The sequence below is a fragment of the Stenotrophomonas sp. SI-NJAU-1 genome (genome assembly GCF_020883215.1).
Classification (GTDB): Bacteria; Pseudomonadota; Gammaproteobacteria; order Xanthomonadales; family Xanthomonadaceae; genus Stenotrophomonas; species Stenotrophomonas indicatrix.
On the sequence record NZ_CP086598.1, the window covers coordinates 3,242,987 to 3,261,715 of the forward strand.

Here is an 18,729-nt window from a genome sequence, read left to right on the forward strand (position 1 = left end):
TGCGCCCATATCGGCCCACCAACCGGGAATCTTGATCGCCTCCCGCTCGACTGCGTCGGAAGCCGTTCACCTTGGTGAGACCCGGCCTTCCGCTTCTGCGGTGGGAGGATGGCCCGGCGGCGCGGCCCCACTGCTCATGCTGGCATCAGTTTTCTTTCACGGCGGCTGCGCAGCGTCTACGGGCAGGGTGCAGGCGTGATCTGCCTGGAGATGCCCATGCCCGTATGCCGCCCCGCCCTGCTGGCCCTGTCGCTGCTGATGTCGCCCGCCTTTGCGCAGACACCCCCGCCCGCCGGCCTGCCAGCACCCATCGCCGAAAAGGCCGGTCCTGACACGGCGGCGCACTCGCCGCTGCACGCCCAAGTGCTTCTGGACCGCGCCAATTTCTCTCCGGGCGAAATCGATGGCGAAGTGGGCAGCAATCAACGCCGCGCGGTATCCGGCTTCCAGGCAGCGCACGGGCTGACGGTCAGCGGCGAACTGGACGACGCCACCTGGAAGGCCCTGCAGGCCGACTCGGTCGGCCCCCTTGCCAGCTACACGCTGACCGCAGAGGACGTGGCCGGTCCGTTTGTCGCTGTTCCCAAAAAGCCTGCCGACCAGGCCAAGCTGAAGGCACTGGGCTTCAGCAGCGTGGAGGAATCGCTGGGCGAGCGCTTCCATGCCGCACCGGAGCTGCTGAAGGCGCTCAATCCCGGTGTGGATCTGAGCAAGGCCGGCAGCCGCATCCAGGTGCCCAATATTGCGCCCACTGCGTTGCCCAAGGCGGCCAAGCTGGTGGTCGACAAATCCGATTCCACCCTGCAGCTGCTGGACGCGCAGGGCAAGGTGATCGCGCAGGTACCGGTATCGTCGGGCAGCGAGCACGACCCGCTGCCGATCGGAGAGTGGAAGATCCTCGGCGTCTACCCGGATCCGCCCTTCCACTACAACCCGAAGCTGTTCTGGGACGCCAGCAAGGGCGATCGCAAGGCCACGATTCCGCCCGGCCCGAACAATCCGGTCGGCCGGGTCTGGATCGACCTGTCCAAACCCCATTACGGCCTGCACGGCACACCGGTGCCCGGCCATGTCGGCAAGACCGAATCGCACGGCTGCGTGCGCATGACCAATTGGGATGCGCTGCGCGTGGCTGCAGCGGTGGATACGTCGGTACCGGTCGTCATGCAGGAGTGAGCGGATGCGACTAGCGCAACTGATCGTACTGGGGCTGGTGATGGGCGTGGCAGCCGGATGGTGGCTGCAGCGCGATGGCGCGCCGTCCGATGACAGGGGTGCCCGCCCCCTTGCAGTGGCGCAGACCTCCACTGCGGCCGACAGCGCCCGTGCCGTACCCGTGGAGCAGGCGACAACGGCAATCGCCGCGCCCGCCCCAGCAGCAACGGGCGACGCACCCTCCGGCCTGCTGCTGCCGGTACAGGGCATCACGCCCTCGCAACTGCAGGACACGTTCACCGACGCACGCAGCGAAGGCCGCGTGCACGATGCGATCGACATCATGGCTGCTGCCGGCACACCGGTGCTGGCGGTGGCCGATGGCCATGTCGAGAAACTGTTCGACAGCGAGCGCGGCGGCCTGACCGTCTACCAGTTAGAACCCAGCGGCCGCTGGTGTTACTACTACGCGCACCTGCAGCGCTACGCCGACGGCCTGGCCGAGAAGCAGACCATCAAGCGCGGCGACGTGATCGGTTACGTCGGCAGCACCGGCAACGCCAACCCCGAAGCGCCGCACCTGCATTTCGAAGTGCACGTGCTGGGCCCGGAGAAGCAATGGTGGAAGGGCGAGTCGATCAATCCCTATCCATTGCTGAAAAAAGGGGACGGAGGGGATTAAGTCGCGACCCGCACGGTCTGGTCGTGGCGCCTAGGCAGCGCGTGGACGCTGCCTGCGCAGCGCGATGGTGAAGATCACCAGTGCGATGCCTGGAACCAGCAGCAGCAGCGCTGCCAGTTTCCAGAAGAAGAACGGCCACAACCAGAGGTAGTCCAGGTCGGTCAGTTTCAGAAGATCCAACGGCGGCTGCACTTCGATCGTTGCTGGCCTGCCGGCCAGCGCCGGCTCCACTTCCAGCACGGCCACCCGCAGCCAGGAGCGGCCACGGGGCAATGCATCACCGCGGCCATAGCCGAAGTACGCGGCGGTAAAAACAGCCGTTTCAACGGTTTCCAGCCTGCGCACAACATCCGTCCCGGCTGGGCCAGAGTGCACGCCCGCACGGAAGTCCGCATGCTCGTTGGGGGTGTCGACACGCATCAGCACGTCGGGGTCGAGGGCTGGGTCGGCGGCGTTGGGCGGGTAACGCAGCCGCAACCGCAGACGATCATCAATGAAGCGGTAGACCGTGATCTCCGCGCTCGCACCGGGGCTCAGCACCAGCGGCAGGGTCTGCGTGCGTGACGCCAGGTGGTTGGCCACGGCGCCCACCGCCAGCACCACACAGGCGACTGCCCACAGGCCCCAGAACACCCACAGGGTGATCCGCAGCACCCGCGTCCCTTTCGCGCTGACATCGCCGGTCATCGATCCGCTTCCCTGCTGGCATTGCGTACACACTAACGAAAAAGCCCCGCTTTCGCGGGGCTTCTCCTTTCATCGACGCCGGGCATGGCCCGGCGCTACCGGTGCGGCAGCGTCTGGCATCGCCGCATCGCTCAGGCGAACGGATCCTGCAGGACCATGGTGTGGTCGCGGTCCGGACCGGTAGAGACGATGCTGATCGGGCAGCCGGCCAGCTCTTCCAGCGACCGCAGGTAGGCGCGTGCGGCCGGCGGCAGGTCGTCCCAGTTGGTGATGCCGTGGGTGTTTTCGGTCCAGCCCGGGAACTCCAGGTACACCGGGGTGCACTCTTCCCAGCCCTGCGCGTCCAGCGGCGCGTACTCGGTACGCTTGCCGTTGTACTCGTAGGCGATGCAGACCTTCAGCTTTTCCATGCCGTCCAGCACGTCCAGCTTGGTGATGCACAGGCCGCTGATGCCGTTGATGGCCACCGCGCGCTTCAGCGCGACGATGTCCATCCAGCCGCAGCGACGCGGGCGGCCGGTCGAGGCACCGTATTCGGCGCCGCGGTCGCGGATGCCCTGGCCGACTTCATCGTCCAGCTCGGTCGGGAACGGGCCGCCGCCAACGCGGGTCGCGTAGGCCTTGGCAATGCCCAGCACGTAGTCGATCGCATCGGCGCCGACGCCGGCACCGGCCAGCGCACCACCGACGGTGGTGTTGGAGCTGGTGACGTACGGGTAGGTACCGTGGTCGATGTCCAGCAGCGCGCCCTGCGCACCTTCGAACAGTACGCGCTTACCCTGCTTGCGCAGGTCATGCAGGATGCCGGCAACGTCCGACTTCATCGGCTGCACGTACTCGCCGAAGGCCAGCGCCTCGTCGAAGGTCTTCTGGAAATCGACCGCGTCGGTGTTCAGGTACTTGGTCAGCACGAAGTTGTGGTAATCCAGCGCGGTGCGCAGGAGTTCTTCGAGCTGCTTCGGATAATGCAGGTCGGCGATGCGGATGCCGCGACGCGCCACCTTGTCTTCGTAGGCCGGGCCGATGCCACGACCGGTGGTGCCGATCGCCTTGCCGCCGGCAGCGCGTTCGCGCGCCTGGTCCAGGGCGATGTGGTACGGCATGATCAGCGGCGCGGCCGGGGAGATCTTCAGGCGCGAACCCACTTCCACGCCGGAGGTTTCCAGCTCGGCGATTTCCTTCTGCAGCGCGGCCGGCGAGATCACCACGCCGTTGCCGATCAGGCACAGCGCATCGTCACGCAGGATGCCCGACGGGATCAGGTGCAGGACGGTCTTCTTGCCGTTGATGACCAGGGTGTGGCCGGCATTGTGGCCGCCCTGGAAGCGCACGACGGCGCCGATTTCCTCAGTGAGCAGATCGACGATCTTGCCCTTGCCTTCATCGCCCCACTGGGCACCAAGCACTACGACAGACTGACCCATGACGGGTTCCTCTATTTGTTGCGGCCATCGGGGCCGCGGACGGGTAAACCGCAGCGGGGCTGGCCAGCGCTTGGGTGGCGGCTCCAAACGGGGAGCGGCCGGCGATGGATGGCCCAGACACGGAAAAAGCCGAACGGGGAGGCCCGTCCGGCTTTTGTGCATTATCCGGGTTTCCGGGGTCCGGTGCCACCTTTCCGACGGGCGGCTTCACCAGCCGGTCAGCCCCCCCCCGGTAGTGCCGGCCGCTGGCCGGCAGTCCCAGGTTGCCGGCCAGCGGCCGGCACTACCCTTCTAATGCCGCACCCACCACAGCAGGCTCAGCCCGGCCAGCAGGACCAGGCCACCGAAGCTGCGCAGGGCCGGGCTGGGCAGGTCCAGCAGGCGTTCGGCCATGCGCTTCCAGGCCACGGGGGCCACGAACAGCAACAGGCCTTCCAGCACCGCGACCAGACAGACGGCGGCGAACAGATCTTTCATGGGGGAACTCCGGAAAAGCACGAGGCCCGGCGTATGGCCGGGCCCCGTGAGGTACTGCCGTGCGGACTCAGCGATCGTTCTTGAGGTACTGCAGGAACGGGTCGTTCTTGTCCAGCACGATCACGCCGTTGCCGTCAGTCATCGAGCCGCGGTACGCCTCGAGGCTGCGGTAGAACGCGTAGAACGACGGGTCAGCCGAACCGGCCTTGCCGTAGATGCGCGCGGCCTCGGCATCGCCTTCACCACGCAGGCGCTGGGCATCGCGTTCGGCTTCTGCGATCAGCACGGTGCTGTCACGGTCGGCCTGGGCGCGGATGGTCAGCGACTGCTCCTCGCCCTCGGCGCGCAGCTTGGCGGCTTCCTGCTTGCGCTGGGCGCGCATGCGCTCGTACACGTCATTGATCACCTGGCTGTCGGTGGGCAGGTCCACCTGCTTGATGCGCAGGTCGATCATCTGCATGCCCAGCCCGGCAACGGCTTCGTTGATGCCCTTCAGCTGCTCGGCGATCAGCTCGCTGCGGTCGCCGGAGACCAGCTGCTGCAGGGTGCGCGAGTTGATCTGGTTACGCAGCGAGTCGGTGATGATCGGTGCCAGGCGGGCGTTGGCGATACGCGGATCGCCACCGGTGGCACGGAAGTAATCACCCACGTTGGAGATGTAACCGATGGCGAAGAAGTCGACGCTGACGTCCTTCTGCTCGGCCGTGAAGTAACGGGCCGGCGCGGTGTCCAGCACCTGGAAGCGGCGGTCGAACACCCGCACCGTTTCCACCACCGGCAGCTTGAAGTGCAGGCCCGGCTTGATGTCCGAACGCACCACCTTGCCCAGGTTCAGGACCATGGCGGTCTGGTCCTCGCGGACCACGTACACCGAGCCGAGCAGCCCCAGCAGCACCGCTACGACAACGGCGATCCAGATTGAATTTCTCATCGGCTGCCCTCCTCACGGCCGCTCGAACGCCCGGTCGGGCGGCCCACCGGCCGGCCCGGATCACGGGAAGCTTCCACTGCGGTGGTACCCGGCAGCGACGGCATCACCACATCGGGGTTCGGTACCGGCGCCGGTGCCGAGGTGCTGGCACGGGTATCACCGGTCATCGGCACGTAGATCAGCTGGCGGCCATCGCCACCAATGACCTTGCGGTTCTCGCTCAGCACCTGCTGCACGGTTTCCAGCCACAGGCGCTTGCGGGTGACTTCCGGGGCGTCCTTGTACTGGGCCTGCAGCAGGCTGAAGCGCTGACCATCACCCTCGGCCTTGGACACCACGGCCTGCTTGTAGCCCTCGGCGGTGGTACGGGCACGCGAGGCCTGGCCGCGCGCTTCAGGCACGACCTTGGCCGCATAGGCCTGGGCTTCGTTGATCAGGCGCTCCTTGACCTGCTGGGCACCGTTGACCTCGTCGAAGGCCGGCTTGACCTCCTCCGGCGGGCGGGCGTCCTGCAGGGTCAGGCCGGTCACGGTCAGGCCGGTCTTGAAGGCACGCAGCAATGTCTGCAGGCGCTCTTCGGCGGCCACGGCCAGCGGGCCACGGTTGTTCAATACGGCGTTGAGGTCGGCGCGGCCGACTTCCTCGCGCACCGCGCTCTGCGCCGACTGCTCCAGCACCTGGTTGGCATCAACGGTGCCGAACAGGTACTGCTGCGGGTCATCGATGCGGTACTGGACGTTCAACGAGACATTGACGATGTTCTCATCGCGGGTCAGCACCGGCACCTGGATCGAAAAGGTCTTGATCTCGGTGGCGTTGACCTTGGTGACCGATTCGATCGGCCAGGGCAGCTTGAAGTTCGGGCCTGGGGTCAGGATGCGCGAGAACTGGCCGAAGCGCAGCACCACACCACGCTGCTGTTCGCCGATCAGCTGGAAGCTGGAGAACAGCACCAGCAGGACCACTGCCGCCGCCACCCAACGCAGGATGCCGCCGTCGAACAGATCCTTCAGCGGTCCGGGCAATCCGCCCCAGCCGCCACCATTGCCACCGCCGCGCGACCGGAACGGCCCGCGTCGATTGTCCTCGGGGCCTTGTCCGCCCTTGTTGCCGCCGGGTGTATTCCAGGCCATGCACGCTCCATCAAGATGTGGGCTGCGACGCGGGCCCTTCCCGCAACGCCAGCCGTTAACCACTACCGATCATACAAGATGGGGCGGACCGGCAGGATTGAAAGGGGCCGGACCGGGTAAGGTGGCGTTTTCCTCGAAGTCAGGCAACGCCGATGGCCCCCACCACCCCGTTCACCGCCTTCCGCATCGAAAAAGACGACGCCGGCTACCGCAGCGGCCTGGTCCCGCTGCGTCTGGACGACCTCAACCCCGGCCAGGTGCTGATCCGCGCCCACTGGTCCTCGGTCAACTACAAGGATGCCCTGGCCGGCACCGGCAAAGGCCGCATCGTGCGCCGCTTCCCGCTGGTGGGCGGGATCGACGTGGCCGGCACGGTGGTCGCCTCCACCGATCCGGCCTGGCGCGAGGGCGATGCCGTGCTGGCCACCGGTTGCGGCCTCAGCGAAACCCGTGATGGCGGCTACAGCCAGTACGTGCGACTGGAATCGAGCGCGGTCATCGCCCAGCCGGCCGGGCTGAGCCCGCGCGAGGCGATGGTGCTGGGCACCGCCGGCTTCACCGCCGCGCTGGCGCTGCTGCGCCTGCAGGACAACCGGCAGACGCCCGAGCTTGGGCCACTGGCGGTCACCGGCGCCAGCGGCGGGGTCGGTGCCCTGGCGGTGGACATCTTCAGTCGCGCCGGCTATGCCGTGCACGCGATCAGCGGCAAGCCCGAGCAGAGCGACTTCCTGCGCGACATCGGTGCTGCCGAGGTGTTGCCGCGCGATGCACTTGCCGACACCGGGCCGCTGCAGTCGGCACGCTTCGGCGGCGGCCTGGACAACGCCGGTGGGACGATGCTCGCCAGTCTGCTGGCCCAGACCGTGCCTTACGGCAGCGTGGTCAGTGCGGGACTGGCCGCCAGCCCGACGCTGGACATGACCGTGATGCCCTTCATCCTGCGCGGTGTCTCGCTGCTCGGCGTTTCGTCCGCCAATGCCCCCCGCGCGCTGCGCGAAGAAGTGTGGGCACGCTTGGGTGACGCGTGGAAACCGCAGCACCTGGACCGCATCTGCACCGCCGAAGTCGGTCTGGACGGTCTGCCTGCGGTGTTCGATCGCATGCTGGCGGGCGGCTCGCTTGGCCGCACGGTGGTGCGGATCGACTGAACGTCGCAGGCAGGCGACGGACGGCAGCTGTCGCCCTCCCGCCAACAGGATGCCGGCACTACACTTCCGGCATCACATGGGGAACAACATGGCACGCATTCTGATCGTCGACGACTCACCGTCGCAGCTGTTGGGGATACAGCGCATCGTCGAGAAGCTCGGGCACCAGATCCTGACCGCCACCGATGGTGCGGCCGGGGTGGAGACTGCCAAGGCCGAGCTGCCCGACCTGGTGTTGATGGACGTGGTGATGCCCAACCTCAATGGCTTCCAGGCGACCCGCACGCTCGCCCGCGATGAGGCGACCCGGCACATTCCGGTGATCCTGGTGACCACCAAGGACCAGGACACCGACCGCATGTGGGGCATGCGCCAGGGCGCCAAGGCCTACATCACCAAGCCGTTCTCGGAAGACGAACTGTCCGAGGTGCTGGAACGGGTATTTGCCGGTCAGGGCTGACACACCGCTCCGGTAGGTGCCAACCTTGGTTGGCACGCCGCTGCTCTGGTAGGTGCCAACCTTGGTTGGCACGCCGCTGCTCTGGCAGGTGCCAACCTTGGTTGGCACGCCTCTGCTCTGGCAGGTGCCAACCTTCGTTGGCACGCCTCTGCTCTGGCAGGTGCCGACCTTGGTTGGCACGCCTCTGCTCTGGTAGGTGCCAACCTTGGTTGGCACGCCTCTGCCGGCCAGCGGCCGGCACTACCGCAGGGCGTGCGGACCGAGGCCCGCACCCACCGAAGCGAATTTCAGATCGTTTCGCCAAACGCCTTGGCCAGATTCCGATAGGCCTTCTTCTGCGCGTCGTCCGTCGCCGCCGGGGCGACAATCTCCAGCTCGACGATCTGGTCACCCTCCGGACTGCCCGGCAAGCCGCGCCCACGCAGCCGCAGCTTGCGACCTGCGTCGGAATCGGCCGGAATCTTCAGTTCCACCGCGCCGCCCAGGGTCGGCACGCTGATGCTGGTGCCCAACGCGGCCTGCCACGGTGTGACCGGCAGCGTGTACAGGATGTTGCGGCCGTCGACCTCGAACTGCGGATGGGCGGCGTACTCTACTTCCAGCAGCAGGTTGCCGCCGTGGTTGCCCTGCCCGGCCAGGCGGATCACCTGCCCGGGGCGGATGCCCTTGGGCACGCGCACATCCAGCTGCTTGCCGTTGACGGTAATGCGCAGGCTGTCGCCGTTGTAGGCCGCCTCCAGCGGTACCGACAACTTGGCCCGGGTATCGCGGTTGGGCGCATGGCCATGGCTGCTGAAGCCCGGGCCCGGGCCTGCACCCTGGCCGCCGCGCTGGCGCGCGAACAGGCTCTCGAAGAAGTCGCTGAAACCACCGTTGGGGCCACCGCCGCCGAACACTTCCTCGAAATTGAAACCACCACCGCCGTAGTTCGGCGGCACGTTGAATTCCTCGCCCGGGCGATAGCCCTGCGCGCGCAACTGGTCGTAGGCCGCGCGCTTCTCGGGATCACGCAACGCCTCGTAGGCCTCGTTGATGGCCTTGAACTTGTCCTCGGCCCCGGCCTCCTTGCTGACGTCCGGGTGGTACTTGCGTGCCAGCCGGCGATAGGCGGTCTTGATTTCCGCCTCGCCCGCGCTCGGTTCCACCCCCAGGGTGGCGTAATAATCCTTGAATTCCATCCAGCTACCTCGATTCGCTTCGGCCGCGCCGGTGAGCGCCGCCCCGGGTTCATTCTACGCGCCGGCGATGCTACGCCGCCGGTCGTGCGGCAACGGTGAGGCCGACTGATCCAGCGCAATGCGCCTGCCATCGCCCGGCCCCATGCTGTGGCTGACCGCCCGCCGCGGACAACGGAGATGGGGTGTATACATGGGTTTTCCAATGTCTTGACGCGTCCGTCCCCTCCTGGCCCCTACCCTGACCCAGCAAGGAGTTCCCATGACCATCCATGTCGGCGACCGTATTCCGGAAGTCACCCTCAAGCGCATCCGCGAAGGCATCGAGACCCTCGATACCCACGCCCTGTTCGACGGGCGCAAGGTGGTGCTGTTCGCCGTGCCCGGTGCGTTCACCCCCACCTGCTCGGCCCGGCACCTGCCCGGGTACGTGGAAAAGTTCGAGGCGTTCCGCCATCGCGGCATCGATGTCTACTGCGTGGCGGTCAACGACCCGTTCGTGATGAAAGCCTGGGCCACCGACCAGCACGTACCCGACGGTCTGCTGATGTTGTCCGACGGCAATGCCGAACTGACCCGTGCACTTGGCCTGGAACTGGATGCAAGTTCATCCGGCATGGGCACGCGTTCGCGTCGCTTTGCCCTGTACGTGGTGGACGGCACAGTGCGCGCGGCCTGGATCGAGGAGCCCGGCCAGTTCGAGGTGTCGTCAGCCGACTACGTACTGGATCACCTGCCCACCTGAAACCCTGACTGCAGAGGAAACCGGCCAGCCATGTCCAACAAGCCAGCCAAAGCCAGCAACACCTCCCCTTCCGCCAAGGTCGCTGGCATCAGTGATCGCCAGACCCTGCGCGAGCGGGCACGGAAGAACATCGAAGACGGAGCGATCACCGACAGCTACAGCGCCGACCGCAAGGTGGTGATCAAGCTGCTCAACGACGCGCTGGCCACCGAATATGTATGCGTGCTGCGCTACTACCGGCACTACTTCATGGCCAAGGGCATGCTGGCCGATGCGGTCAAGGGCGAGTTCCTCGAACACGCACAGCAGGAGCAGGCGCACGCCGGCAAGCTGGCCGAACGCATCGTCCAGCTCGGCGGCGAGCCTGACCTCAATCCGGACACGCTGACCGCACGCTCGCACGCCGAATACAAGGAAGGCAGCGACCTGCGCGACATGGTCCGCGAAAATCTGGTGGCCGAGCGCATCGCCATCGACAGCTACCGCGAGATGATCAACTTCATCGGCGACAGCGATACCACCACCAAGCGCATCCTGGAGGAGATCCTGGCGCAGGAGGAGGAGCACGCCGATGAGTTCGCCGACCTGCTGGATGGCTGGATCGGGGAGTAGCGCCGCACCGCGCCAGCTAACGCCCTGATAGATACCCACCTTGGTGGGCGGCTTCCGCGCGTGCCAACCAAGGTTGGCATCTACCGGGTCATGGTGGACCCGTAGCGCCGGGCAATGCCCGGCGAACGCCCTGGTGGTTGCCCACCTTGGTGGGCGACTTCTGCGCGTGCCAACCGAGCTTGGCACCTACCGGGGCATGGCGGACCGGTAGCGCCGGACCATGCCAGCGAACGCCCTGGTAGATGCCCACCTTGGTGGGCGACTTCTGCGCGTGCCAACCGAGGTTGGCACCTACCGGGTCACGGTGGACCGGTAGCGCCGGGCCATGCCCGGCGAATGCCCTGGTAGATACCCACCTTGGTGGGCAGCGTCTGCGCTTGCCAGCCAAGGTTGGCATCCACCGGGTCATGGTGGACCGGTAGCGCCGGGCCATGCCCGGCGAACGCCCTGGTGGTTGCCCACCTTGGTGGGCGACTTCTGCGCTTGCCAGCCAAGGTTGGCATCCACCGGGTCATGGTGGACCGGTAGCGCCGGGCCATGCCCGGCTAACGCCCTGGTAGATGCCCACCTTGGTGGGCAGCGTCTGCGCATGCCAACCAAGGTTGGCGCCTACCGGGTCATGGTGGACCGGTAGCGCCTGTCCGTACCCGGCGGGTGGGTGCCCGATCACGTGACATCCGCCGGGCATGGCCCGGCGCTACCGCAGCACGTTGAACCGTACCTGCGTCCAGGCGCCGTCGGCAGCCAGCGCGGTCAACGTATGCGCGCCCGGATCGGCGAACTCGCGCTGCATCAGCTGCGCACCGCGCGTCTGCGCGATCCATCGACCATCCAGCAGCCAGTCCACGGCCTGTTCGCTGCCCAATGCGCGCAGCTGCAGGCGTACGCCATGTTCGGCATTGGGTGCACGCGCCAGCGTTGCGCCTTCGTTGAGGCCATCGATATGCAGGGCCACACTGGCCTCGCGGCCATCATCGCGACAGTCCGGCGACAGCGCGGGAAGCTGTGAGGCATCGCGGGTGGCCTTGGGCAGCCAGGGTGACAACAGCGCCGGCCATCGCGCGATTTCCCGCGCGACTTCCTCGTGCGGCGCGCTGCAGTCAGCTGATACGCGCAGTCCGGTGCGCGCGTCAGCCAGGTAGCGTTGGCGGCCAGGCTGCCATCGCCGTGCCTCGCGTTCGGGGAACGTCGGCGGTGCCGCACCGTCCAGCAGATAGGCCGACAGGCGTCGCTGGCAGAGTGCCGCTGGCAACCCTTCGGCCAGTTCTCCAGTTGGCCAGCAGATGTCTGCCTGGGTCACGCCGGCCGGCATCGGCGCGGCCGCCGCATCGCCGCGTTGGCGTGGCAGGCTGTCGACCACCTCGAACATCAACGGCAAGGCGGTGACCGCGCCGTACTGCCCCGGCAACGGCGTGCCATCGGGGCGCCCCACCCACACGCCCACGGTGTAGTGGCGGGTACTGCCGATCGCCCACGCATCGCGGTAGCCATAGCTGGTTCCGGTCTTCCAGGCCACGCGCGGCCGCCCGCCAACGTCGAACGTGCCAACGCCGTACCCCGGGCGCGGATTCGATTCCAGCATCTCGCGCACGATCCAGCTGGCACCGGGCGAAGCCAGCCGCCGCTCGATCATCGGTTCGTCATCGGTGTAGCGCACGCGGCCGGCAATGCCGTTGCGGTTGAGCGCAGCGAACGCACCGACCAGGTCTTCCAGCCGCGCGCCGGTGCCGCCGAGGATCAGCGACAGATTGGGCGAACTGCCCGGCGGGAAGCGCAACTGGATGCCAGCGTGCGACAGGCGCGCGGCGAAGCGTGCCGCACCTACCCGCTGCAGCAGGTCGACCGACGGCACGTTCAGCGACAGGCGCAGCGCACTGGCAGCACTGACCGGGCCGTTGAAGGCCATGTCGAAGTTGCCTGGCCGATAGCTGCCGAAGCTCTGCGGCGCATCCACCAGCAGGCTCTCGGAATGGATCAGGCCATCATCGAGTGCCATGGCATACAGGAACGGCTTCAGGGTGGAGCCCGGCGAGCGCCACGCCTGCACCATGTCCACGTGGCCCAGCCGTTGCCGATCACCGAAAGACAGCGTGCCGACATACGCACGCGCCTGCAGGGTCTGGTTGTCGACCACCAGCAGTGCGGCGGAGGTGCGCTCGGGCAGCGTGGAGAAATAGCTGGCCACGCGCTCTTCCAGGGTGCGCTGCAGGCCGATGTCGATGCTGCTCTGGATCCGCGCCTGCCCCGGATGCGCCGAGTGCAGGCGCTGGGCCAGCAGTGCCGCATGCAGCGGTGGACGCAGCGAGCGTGCGACCACGTTCTCGATGCGCGCATCTTCCACTTCCTCCGGCGTCCATGCGCCGAGCTCGGCCATGCGCGCCAGCACCTTGTCGCGTGCCTTCTGCGCAGCTTCGGGATGACGATCCGGGCGCAGACGGCTGGGTGCCTGTGGCAGTACCGCCAGCAACGCGGCCTCGGCATGCGAAAGCTGCGCGGCCGGCTTACCCAGGTAGGCCCAGCTGGCCGCCTCCACGCCTTCGATGGTGCCGCCGTAGGGCGCGCGCTCCAGATACAACGCGAGGATCTCGCGCTTGGACAGGTGCACCTCAAGCTGCACCGCACGCAGCATCTGCTTCAGCTTGCCCCAGGGCGTGCGCGTATGCGGATCGAGAATGCGCGCCACCTGCATGGTCAGGGTCGAGCCTCCGGAGACGATGCGGCCACCCCGCAGCAGCTGCCCACCGGCACGCAGGATCGCCAGCGGATTGATGCCCGGGTGCTGCCAGAACCAGCGATCCTCGTAGGTCAGCAGCGCCTGCAGGTACAGCGGCGACACGCTGTCGACCGACGCCGGATAGCGCCACACGCCCTCGGCATCGGCGAACGCCCGCATCGGGCTGCCGTCAGCGGCGACGACCAGCGTGCTGGTGTCGCGTTGCCGGGGCAACGGCGGCGGGAAGGCGAAATCCAGCACCAGCAGCAGCGCCAGCAACGCCGCCATGCCCCAGCGCAGCCACGGCCACAGCGGTTGCAGCCGCTGCCGCAGGCGCGGCAGCCGCGTTTTCAGCGATTCCACCTTCATCCACGGCATCCAGTGGGACGGGCCGCGCCGTCGCGGCCCGTCCGCGCGGTCACGGCTGTACCACCGTCAGCGTGGTCGGGTTGCTGCGGCCGACGCCACGCAGCTGCGGCCGGTACATGTCCTCCACCAGCGACGGCGGCACCGTGTAGGTACCCGGAGTGACCGCACGCACCAGGTAGAACACGTTGGCCTTGCTGCCACGCGAGAGCTTCAGCGCCGCCACGTAGCGGTCATCGCGGAACTCTTCGTGCTTGGTATCGGCCGCTTCGCTGCGGTCGCTGATGGTGATGCCATCGACCACCACATCGGCCCACTGCTTGGCATCGCCCAGGTTGAGGTTCTCGATCTCCAGGCCTGCCGGCAGCAGGTCGGTCAGCAGCGCATCGGGCATCTCGCTGTCGGCGGTGATGGTGACCCGCACGATCAGCGCTTCACCTTCCTTCAGCGGACGCGGCGACCACGGCTTGCCATCGGTGCCGAAGTAGCTTCGCTCCACGCCGATCACGCTGTTGTCCGGTGCCGGCGCGCTGCGCGGAATGCCGGCCACGTCGATGCTGGCGAACATCGGCGGCTGTCCCTGCGGGGTGAAGCGCACGCCCGCAGCCAGCTGCCCCGCATCGAAGTTGCGGCCAAACAGCTTGCGTTCGCCGATGGCCTCGCTGTTGCCACCGATCACCAGCTCACCGGCCACCAGCGCCTGCTGGTTGGCGGCCAGTGCCTTGCCGAGGCGGGCGATGGCCACCTGTTCCTGCGTGCTCAGCCACATCCAGCCACTGCTGCGGCGCGCATCCAGGCCACGGCCAAGATCGACCGCGCGTGCATCCCATGCCGGCTTGGCCAGCTTGTTCTCGTGGGTCAGCGCGATCATCAGCGCATCGTCACGTACGGCACTGCCGTAGTCGCCGAAGTACGACGGGCGTTCGCTGCTGGACTTGGCAAAGCCCGCCGCGAGGGCCGCCTGGCCGCGCTTGGCATCGCCCTGCAGCGACAGCGCCACGCCCAGGTGCACCAGCGACAGGCCACCCACGGCCTTGCTGCGTTCGTTGTCGTACAGCGTGCGCAGGGTACCCAGCGGCGCGCGGTTGACGCGGGCCAGCACGTAACCCGAGTACGCCTGGTTGGCGAACTTCAGGCTCTCGCGCTTTTCCTGGCCGTAGAACTGGTTGCCACCGGACAGCAGGTCTTCGCTCAGGCGGTTCAGCGCCTTCTGCAGCACGTTGTCCGGCACCGCGAAGCCACCGTCCTTGGCATCGAGCAGGAACTCGGCGATGTACGGCGTCAGCCACGGGTTCACATAGCCGTCGTCACCCCACATCGAGAAGTTGCCGTTGGCCACCTGCATCGACGCCAGGCGACCGAACGCACCTTCCATGCGCTCGCGGCGGGTCTTCGCGTCCAGACCGTCAGCGCCGAGCATGGACGACGTGGCCTGGTCCAGGATCAGCGCGGCGTAGCCCTTGCTGGTGGTCTGTTCGGCACAGCCGTACGGATAGTTCAACGCGCCCTGCAGCGCGCTGGCGAACGGGATCGGCGGCAGCGGGCTGACCAGCAGGCGAGCATTGACCGATTCGGACATCAGCCCGTCCATCAGGCTGCCATCCAGGCTCACCGCCGCCAGCGGATCGAGCGTGCGCACCTGCGAGCGCAGTACCTGCGGCCACGCCGCGCGTACCGGCAGATCGTAGCGGCGGTCGGCCTTGAAGCCGTTGCCATCCACACGCACGCGCACCTTGGCCACGCTGTGGCCCTCGCGCGCCGACAACGGGAAGCTCAACGTGGTCTTAGCATCGGCATTGAGCTGCACGCTGCGCGTGCCTTCGCCCAGGCTGAGCGGGCCTTCGCTGTCCACGCGCACGTTGAACTGACCGGGCTTGCCGGTGAAGTTCTGCACGTCCAGCGTCACCGTACTGCGGTCGCCCGGGGCGAGCACGCGCGGCATGCTGGCCTCGGCCAGGAGCGGTGCGCGCACCACGGTTTCCACATCGCGCTTGCCGTACTGGTCATCGCTGTAGACCAGCGCCGACACCCGCAGGGTGCCATTGAAATCCGGCACTTTCAGGCGGATGCGGGCAATGCCTTTGGCATCGAGCTGCACCGGGCCGGAGAACAGGTCCACGGTCTGCACGCGCGCGGTCGGCCGCTTGGCCTGCGGCAACGCCTGCAGCGCCATGTCGCCGCCGAACTTCAGCTTGCCACTGCCGCCGTCGAAGCTCTCGATCACCCGGCTGTAGATGTCATAGGCATCGATGCCGAGGCGGCGCTGGGCGAAGAAGTGCGCGCCGGCATCGGGCACCGGGAAGCGGGTGATGTTGAGAATGCCCACGTCCACGGCCGAAACAGTGACGTGGGCGACCTTGCCGGCCAGCTGCGGTGCGCTGACCGTCACTGGCAGGTCCTGCTCCGGTCGCATCTGCTTGGGCGCGGCCAGGCCGACGGCCACGGTGCGGCCCTTGCGGTCCATCGGCACGTGCACCACGCCCACCGCGCGGGCCGGGGTGATCTTGCTCGGCGCACTGCCACCGCGGAACACCAGCGCGGTGATGTAGACGTCGTGGCGCTCCCAGTCTGCGGTGACCGGGATCTTGTGGGTGGCACCGGGCTTGGCGTCGATGTCCTGCACGTACAGCATGCGGTCGGTCTCGACCATCAGCACGCCCTTGCCGGCATGCGGCGGGGTCACCGTCACTTCCAGGGTATCGCCGGCCTTGTAGCCGGTCTTGTCCAGGCCCAGCTTGACCTTGTCCGGGCGGGCATCGAGGCCACGGTTGTCATCGCCCCAGCTCCAGCCGGCGCGGAACGGATAACGGCTGGTCAGGCCGGTGGACGGATCGAACACGTCCACCCGGTACTCGCCCCACTCCACCGGGAAGTCGAAGGCCACCGCGCTGCCGCCGGCATCGACGGTACGGGTTTCCTTGTTTTCGAAGCGGCGGGTGAAATCGTAGTCCCAGCGGTTGTCGTTGAAGGTCCAGTGGTAGTCGCGCAGCTCGCGCACCAGGGTGATCTTCAGGCCCTTGGCCGGCTGCGGCTTGCCGGCCGCATCCACGCGCATCAGTTCAAACCGCGCGTTGCCGTTGGAATCAGCGCCGTCGTCCGGATTGAACAACGGGCGCACGCCGACCAGTGCGGCGGCCGGCCATACCACCCGCTTCAGGGTGCGGGTGACCGTGCGGCCACCGGTTTCATACAGGCTGCCGGACAGCACCACCGCGATCGGCGCCTTCGCCTTGGTCGCCTCTTCCGGCAACGACACGTCTTCGCGCAGCTGACCATTGGCCGGCAGCGTGGTATCGATCACATCCTTGGCTTCGCGCGGCAGCTGCAGGGTCGGGTCGCCGAAGAAGTAGCCCGGCAGGCCCTCCACCGGCTTCAGCTCGGCGGCCACCGCCATGCGCGCGGTGAAGCGGTTGCCATCGGCCGGGGCACCGTACAGATAGGCGCCGTTGGCCTGTAGACGCAGGTCTTCACCCGGCTTCAGCGTCTTCTGCGCGCTGTCCAGGTCCAGCTTCATGCGCTCGGGCAGGAACTCTTCGATGCGCAGGGTCATGCCCTGGATCGCTTCCTTGCTGGCCGGGTCGGTGCGGAACTCCACCTGCCAGCGCCCGGTCGGCGCCTCGGCGGGAATGGTCTGCTCGAAGTTGATGTAGCCCTGTTCGCCCGGCTGCACGCGGGTTTCGCGGAAGGTCTTGCCATCGGGCTGCTTCAGGCGCAGGAACACCGGCTGGCTCTTGATCGGCTTGCCGTCGTTGTCGCGCAGCAGCGCCGACAGGCGCACCGTCTCACCCGGGCGGTACAGGTCGCGGCCCGACCAGGCATAGACATCGAACCAGGCGTTGTCACGGCCGGCCACGGCGAACTCGCTCAGGTCCAGCGCCGGCTGGTTGAAGGGCAGGAAACTGGTGTCCTTGCCGCTGCTTGCCACCAGCACGTGGGTGGCATCCAGGGTGTAGTTCAGCAGCGCATTGCCATTGCTGTCGGTACTGCCCTTCAGCACCACTTCGCCCTTGGCATCGAGCACGCGCAGGTCGATGCCCTTCAGCGACGCACCGTCCTTCAGCGCGGCGGTATGGACGAACAGCTTGTCCTTGTACGCGCGGGTGTGCAGGCCGATGTCGCTGACCGAGAAGAACGCGGTATCGAACTCGCCCTCATAGTCACCGGTGCGCTTGAGCAGGGCGAAATACAGCCCCGGCTCCTGCAGTTCCTTGATGTCCTGGGTCGGCAGGTAGGTCAGCACCCGCTCGTTCTGCTTGCCGCCCAGGATGAAGCGGTTGACGTAGACCGGTTCGGCCAGCTTGTTGATCGGGCTGCGCTCGTAGTCGCTGCTCAGTTCCCAGCTGCCACGGCGACCACCGCGCTGGTACTGGCTGAAGAAGGTCGGCAGATCCTTTTCGCGCACGCGCAGGAACTCGACATCGACCTCCGGCACATTCACCGACACCACCGGCAGGCCGCGGCTGTCCTTGGCCGGCAGCACGCTGCCCTGCGAGGCGAAACCGGCCACCGGCTTCAGCTCGCCGCTGAAGACCTTCTGCTTCAGTTCCTTGCCCAAGCGGCTGCCATCAGCGGCCAGCAGGTCCGGCGAGACCACCAGGCTGAATTCCTTGCCGGCTTCGACGAAGGGATAGCGCAGGGTCAGGCCGTCATCGGACAGGGTCCAGCTGCTGTCATCGTTGCCGACCTTCTCTTCGAAGCGCACCAGCTTGTCGAAGTCCTGGGTGCCGACCAGCGGGCGCGAGAACTCCAGCGCCAGCGACAGGCCTTCACTCTTCTGGTCCGGGTAGGCGCGCAGCAGGGTGAACTCCTTCACCTGCTCGGCCTTGGTGGCGATGGCTTCGCCGCTGGCCTTTGGCAGCTGCCCGCTGTCGTTGCGGCAACCGGCCAGGCCCAGCAACAGGCCTCCTGCCAGCAATGCTGCCGTCCATCCCCACCGCATCCGCCGTGCCGGACCGCTCATGTCGTCACTCCTTGATCGAGGTGGCCATTATAGGCGCGTCGCGTCAAGGCGTTGACGCGGA

14 protein-coding genes are annotated in these 18,729 nt (G+C 67.2%); 6 read left to right on the forward strand and 8 right to left on the reverse strand.

Going from position 1 to position 18,729, the window contains the following annotated elements; translation table 11 throughout:
• The first annotated feature begins 210 nt into the window (after positions 1-210).
• Entirely contained in the window at positions 211-1,176 is a 966-nt protein-coding gene (locus LMF57_RS14895) for a L,D-transpeptidase family protein (protein WP_229290125.1), read from the forward strand.
• Between the two features lie 4 nt (positions 1,177-1,180).
• Complete coding sequence (locus tag LMF57_RS14900) at positions 1,181-1,837, forward strand: M23 family metallopeptidase (protein ID WP_229290126.1); 657 nt, start codon at positions 1,181-1,183, stop codon at positions 1,835-1,837.
• Between the two features lie 30 nt (positions 1,838-1,867).
• Here the strand turns inward: LMF57_RS14900 and LMF57_RS14905 are convergent, their stop codons facing one another.
• The 5 genes from LMF57_RS14905 to hflK all read right to left on the reverse strand — a co-directional run bounded on the left by LMF57_RS14905 (position 1,868) and on the right by hflK (position 6,489).
• Entirely contained in the window at positions 1,868-2,524 is a 657-nt protein-coding gene (locus tag LMF57_RS14905) for a hypothetical protein (RefSeq protein WP_229290127.1), read from the reverse strand.
• A gap of 131 nt (positions 2,525-2,655) precedes the next feature.
• Positions 2,656-3,948 carry an adenylosuccinate synthase gene (locus LMF57_RS14910; RefSeq protein WP_229290128.1) on the reverse strand — a complete coding sequence of 431 codons (1,293 nt, stop codon included), beginning with the start codon at positions 3,946-3,948 and terminating at the stop codon, positions 2,656-2,658.
• A gap of 291 nt (positions 3,949-4,239) precedes the next feature.
• Entirely contained in the window at positions 4,240-4,425 is a 186-nt protein-coding gene (locus tag LMF57_RS14915; protein ID WP_025877042.1) for a DUF2065 family protein, read from the reverse strand.
• 67 nt (positions 4,426-4,492) lie between these two features.
• On the reverse strand, positions 4,493-5,356 hold the full coding sequence (locus LMF57_RS14920; RefSeq protein ID WP_025877040.1) for a protease modulator HflC: 864 nt from the start codon (positions 5,354-5,356) through the stop codon (positions 4,493-4,495).
• Complete coding sequence (gene hflK / locus LMF57_RS14925; RefSeq protein WP_229290129.1) at positions 5,353-6,489, reverse strand: FtsH protease activity modulator HflK; 1,137 nt, start codon at positions 6,487-6,489, stop codon at positions 5,353-5,355. Before hflK ends, LMF57_RS14920 begins: the two co-directional genes overlap by 4 nt.
• 152 nt (positions 6,490-6,641) lie before the next feature.
• Between hflK and LMF57_RS14930 the strand changes: the two genes are divergently transcribed.
• Positions 6,642-7,637 carry a YhdH/YhfP family quinone oxidoreductase gene (locus LMF57_RS14930; RefSeq protein WP_229290130.1) on the forward strand — a complete coding sequence of 332 codons (996 nt, stop codon included), beginning with the start codon at positions 6,642-6,644 and terminating at the stop codon, positions 7,635-7,637.
• An 88-nt stretch (positions 7,638-7,725) separates the two neighbouring features.
• Positions 7,726-8,097 (forward strand): twitching motility response regulator PilH, encoded by a 372-nt coding sequence (gene pilH / locus LMF57_RS14935; RefSeq protein ID WP_005410644.1) that lies wholly within the window; start codon positions 7,726-7,728, stop codon positions 8,095-8,097.
• A gap of 287 nt (positions 8,098-8,384) precedes the next feature.
• On the opposite strand, the gene LMF57_RS14940 is transcribed toward pilH, so the two are convergent.
• Entirely contained in the window at positions 8,385-9,275 is an 891-nt protein-coding gene (locus LMF57_RS14940; protein WP_025877033.1) for a DnaJ C-terminal domain-containing protein, read from the reverse strand.
• Between the two features lie 259 nt (positions 9,276-9,534).
• Between LMF57_RS14940 and LMF57_RS14945 the strand changes: the two genes are divergently transcribed.
• Both LMF57_RS14945 and LMF57_RS14950 read left to right on the forward strand, forming a co-directional pair.
• A complete protein-coding gene (locus LMF57_RS14945) occupies positions 9,535-10,017 on the forward strand; it encodes a peroxiredoxin (RefSeq protein ID WP_025877032.1) in 483 nt (160 codons plus the stop codon).
• Positions 10,018-10,047: 30 nt separating this feature from the next.
• The gene (locus LMF57_RS14950) at positions 10,048-10,629 is read left to right on the forward strand and encodes a ferritin-like domain-containing protein (RefSeq protein WP_033831761.1); all 582 of its coding nucleotides are present in this window, start codon (positions 10,048-10,050) and stop codon (positions 10,627-10,629) included.
• Between the two features lie 697 nt (positions 10,630-11,326).
• Here the strand turns inward: LMF57_RS14950 and pbpC are convergent.
• Together pbpC and LMF57_RS14960 are read right to left on the reverse strand one after the other, a co-directional pair.
• Positions 11,327-13,711: a penicillin-binding protein 1C gene (pbpC, locus tag LMF57_RS14955; protein ID WP_117311031.1), complete on the reverse strand. Its 2,385-nt coding sequence runs from the start codon at positions 13,709-13,711 to the stop codon at positions 11,327-11,329.
• Between the two features lie 49 nt (positions 13,712-13,760).
• Positions 13,761-18,668 (reverse strand): alpha-2-macroglobulin, encoded by a 4,908-nt coding sequence (locus LMF57_RS14960; protein WP_229290131.1) that lies wholly within the window; start codon positions 18,666-18,668, stop codon positions 13,761-13,763.
• Between the last annotated feature and the right edge of the window lie 61 nt (positions 18,669-18,729).

Excerpts from the sequence above, each read along its gene's own strand:
- hflK (WP_229290129.1), bottom strand. The coding sequence starts at position 6,489 with ATGGCCTGGAATACACCCGGCGGCAACAAGGGCGGACAAGGCCCCGAG.
- LMF57_RS14945 (WP_025877032.1), top strand. The coding sequence starts at position 9,535 with ATGACCATCCATGTCGGCGACCGTATTCCGGAAGTCACCCTCAAGCGC.
- LMF57_RS14915 (WP_025877042.1), bottom strand. The coding sequence starts at position 4,425 with ATGAAAGATCTGTTCGCCGCCGTCTGTCTGGTCGCGGTGCTGGAAGGC.
- LMF57_RS14960 (WP_229290131.1), bottom strand. The coding sequence starts at position 18,668 with ATGAGCGGTCCGGCACGGCGGATGCGGTGGGGATGGACGGCAGCATTG.
- LMF57_RS14905 (WP_229290127.1), bottom strand. The coding sequence starts at position 2,524 with ATGACCGGCGATGTCAGCGCGAAAGGGACGCGGGTGCTGCGGATCACC.
- LMF57_RS14930 (WP_229290130.1), top strand. The coding sequence starts at position 6,642 with ATGGCCCCCACCACCCCGTTCACCGCCTTCCGCATCGAAAAAGACGAC.
- LMF57_RS14940 (WP_025877033.1), bottom strand. The coding sequence starts at position 9,275 with ATGGAATTCAAGGATTATTACGCCACCCTGGGGGTGGAACCGAGCGCG.
- LMF57_RS14920 (WP_025877040.1), bottom strand. The coding sequence starts at position 5,356 with ATGAGAAATTCAATCTGGATCGCCGTTGTCGTAGCGGTGCTGCTGGGG.
- pilH (WP_005410644.1), top strand. The coding sequence starts at position 7,726 with ATGGCACGCATTCTGATCGTCGACGACTCACCGTCGCAGCTGTTGGGG.
- LMF57_RS14950 (WP_033831761.1), top strand. The coding sequence starts at position 10,048 with ATGTCCAACAAGCCAGCCAAAGCCAGCAACACCTCCCCTTCCGCCAAG.
- LMF57_RS14910 (WP_229290128.1), bottom strand. The coding sequence starts at position 3,948 with ATGGGTCAGTCTGTCGTAGTGCTTGGTGCCCAGTGGGGCGATGAAGGC.
- LMF57_RS14900 (WP_229290126.1), top strand. The coding sequence starts at position 1,181 with ATGCGACTAGCGCAACTGATCGTACTGGGGCTGGTGATGGGCGTGGCA.
- LMF57_RS14895 (WP_229290125.1), top strand. The coding sequence starts at position 211 with ATGCCCATGCCCGTATGCCGCCCCGCCCTGCTGGCCCTGTCGCTGCTG.
- pbpC (WP_117311031.1), bottom strand. The coding sequence starts at position 13,711 with ATGAAGGTGGAATCGCTGAAAACGCGGCTGCCGCGCCTGCGGCAGCGG.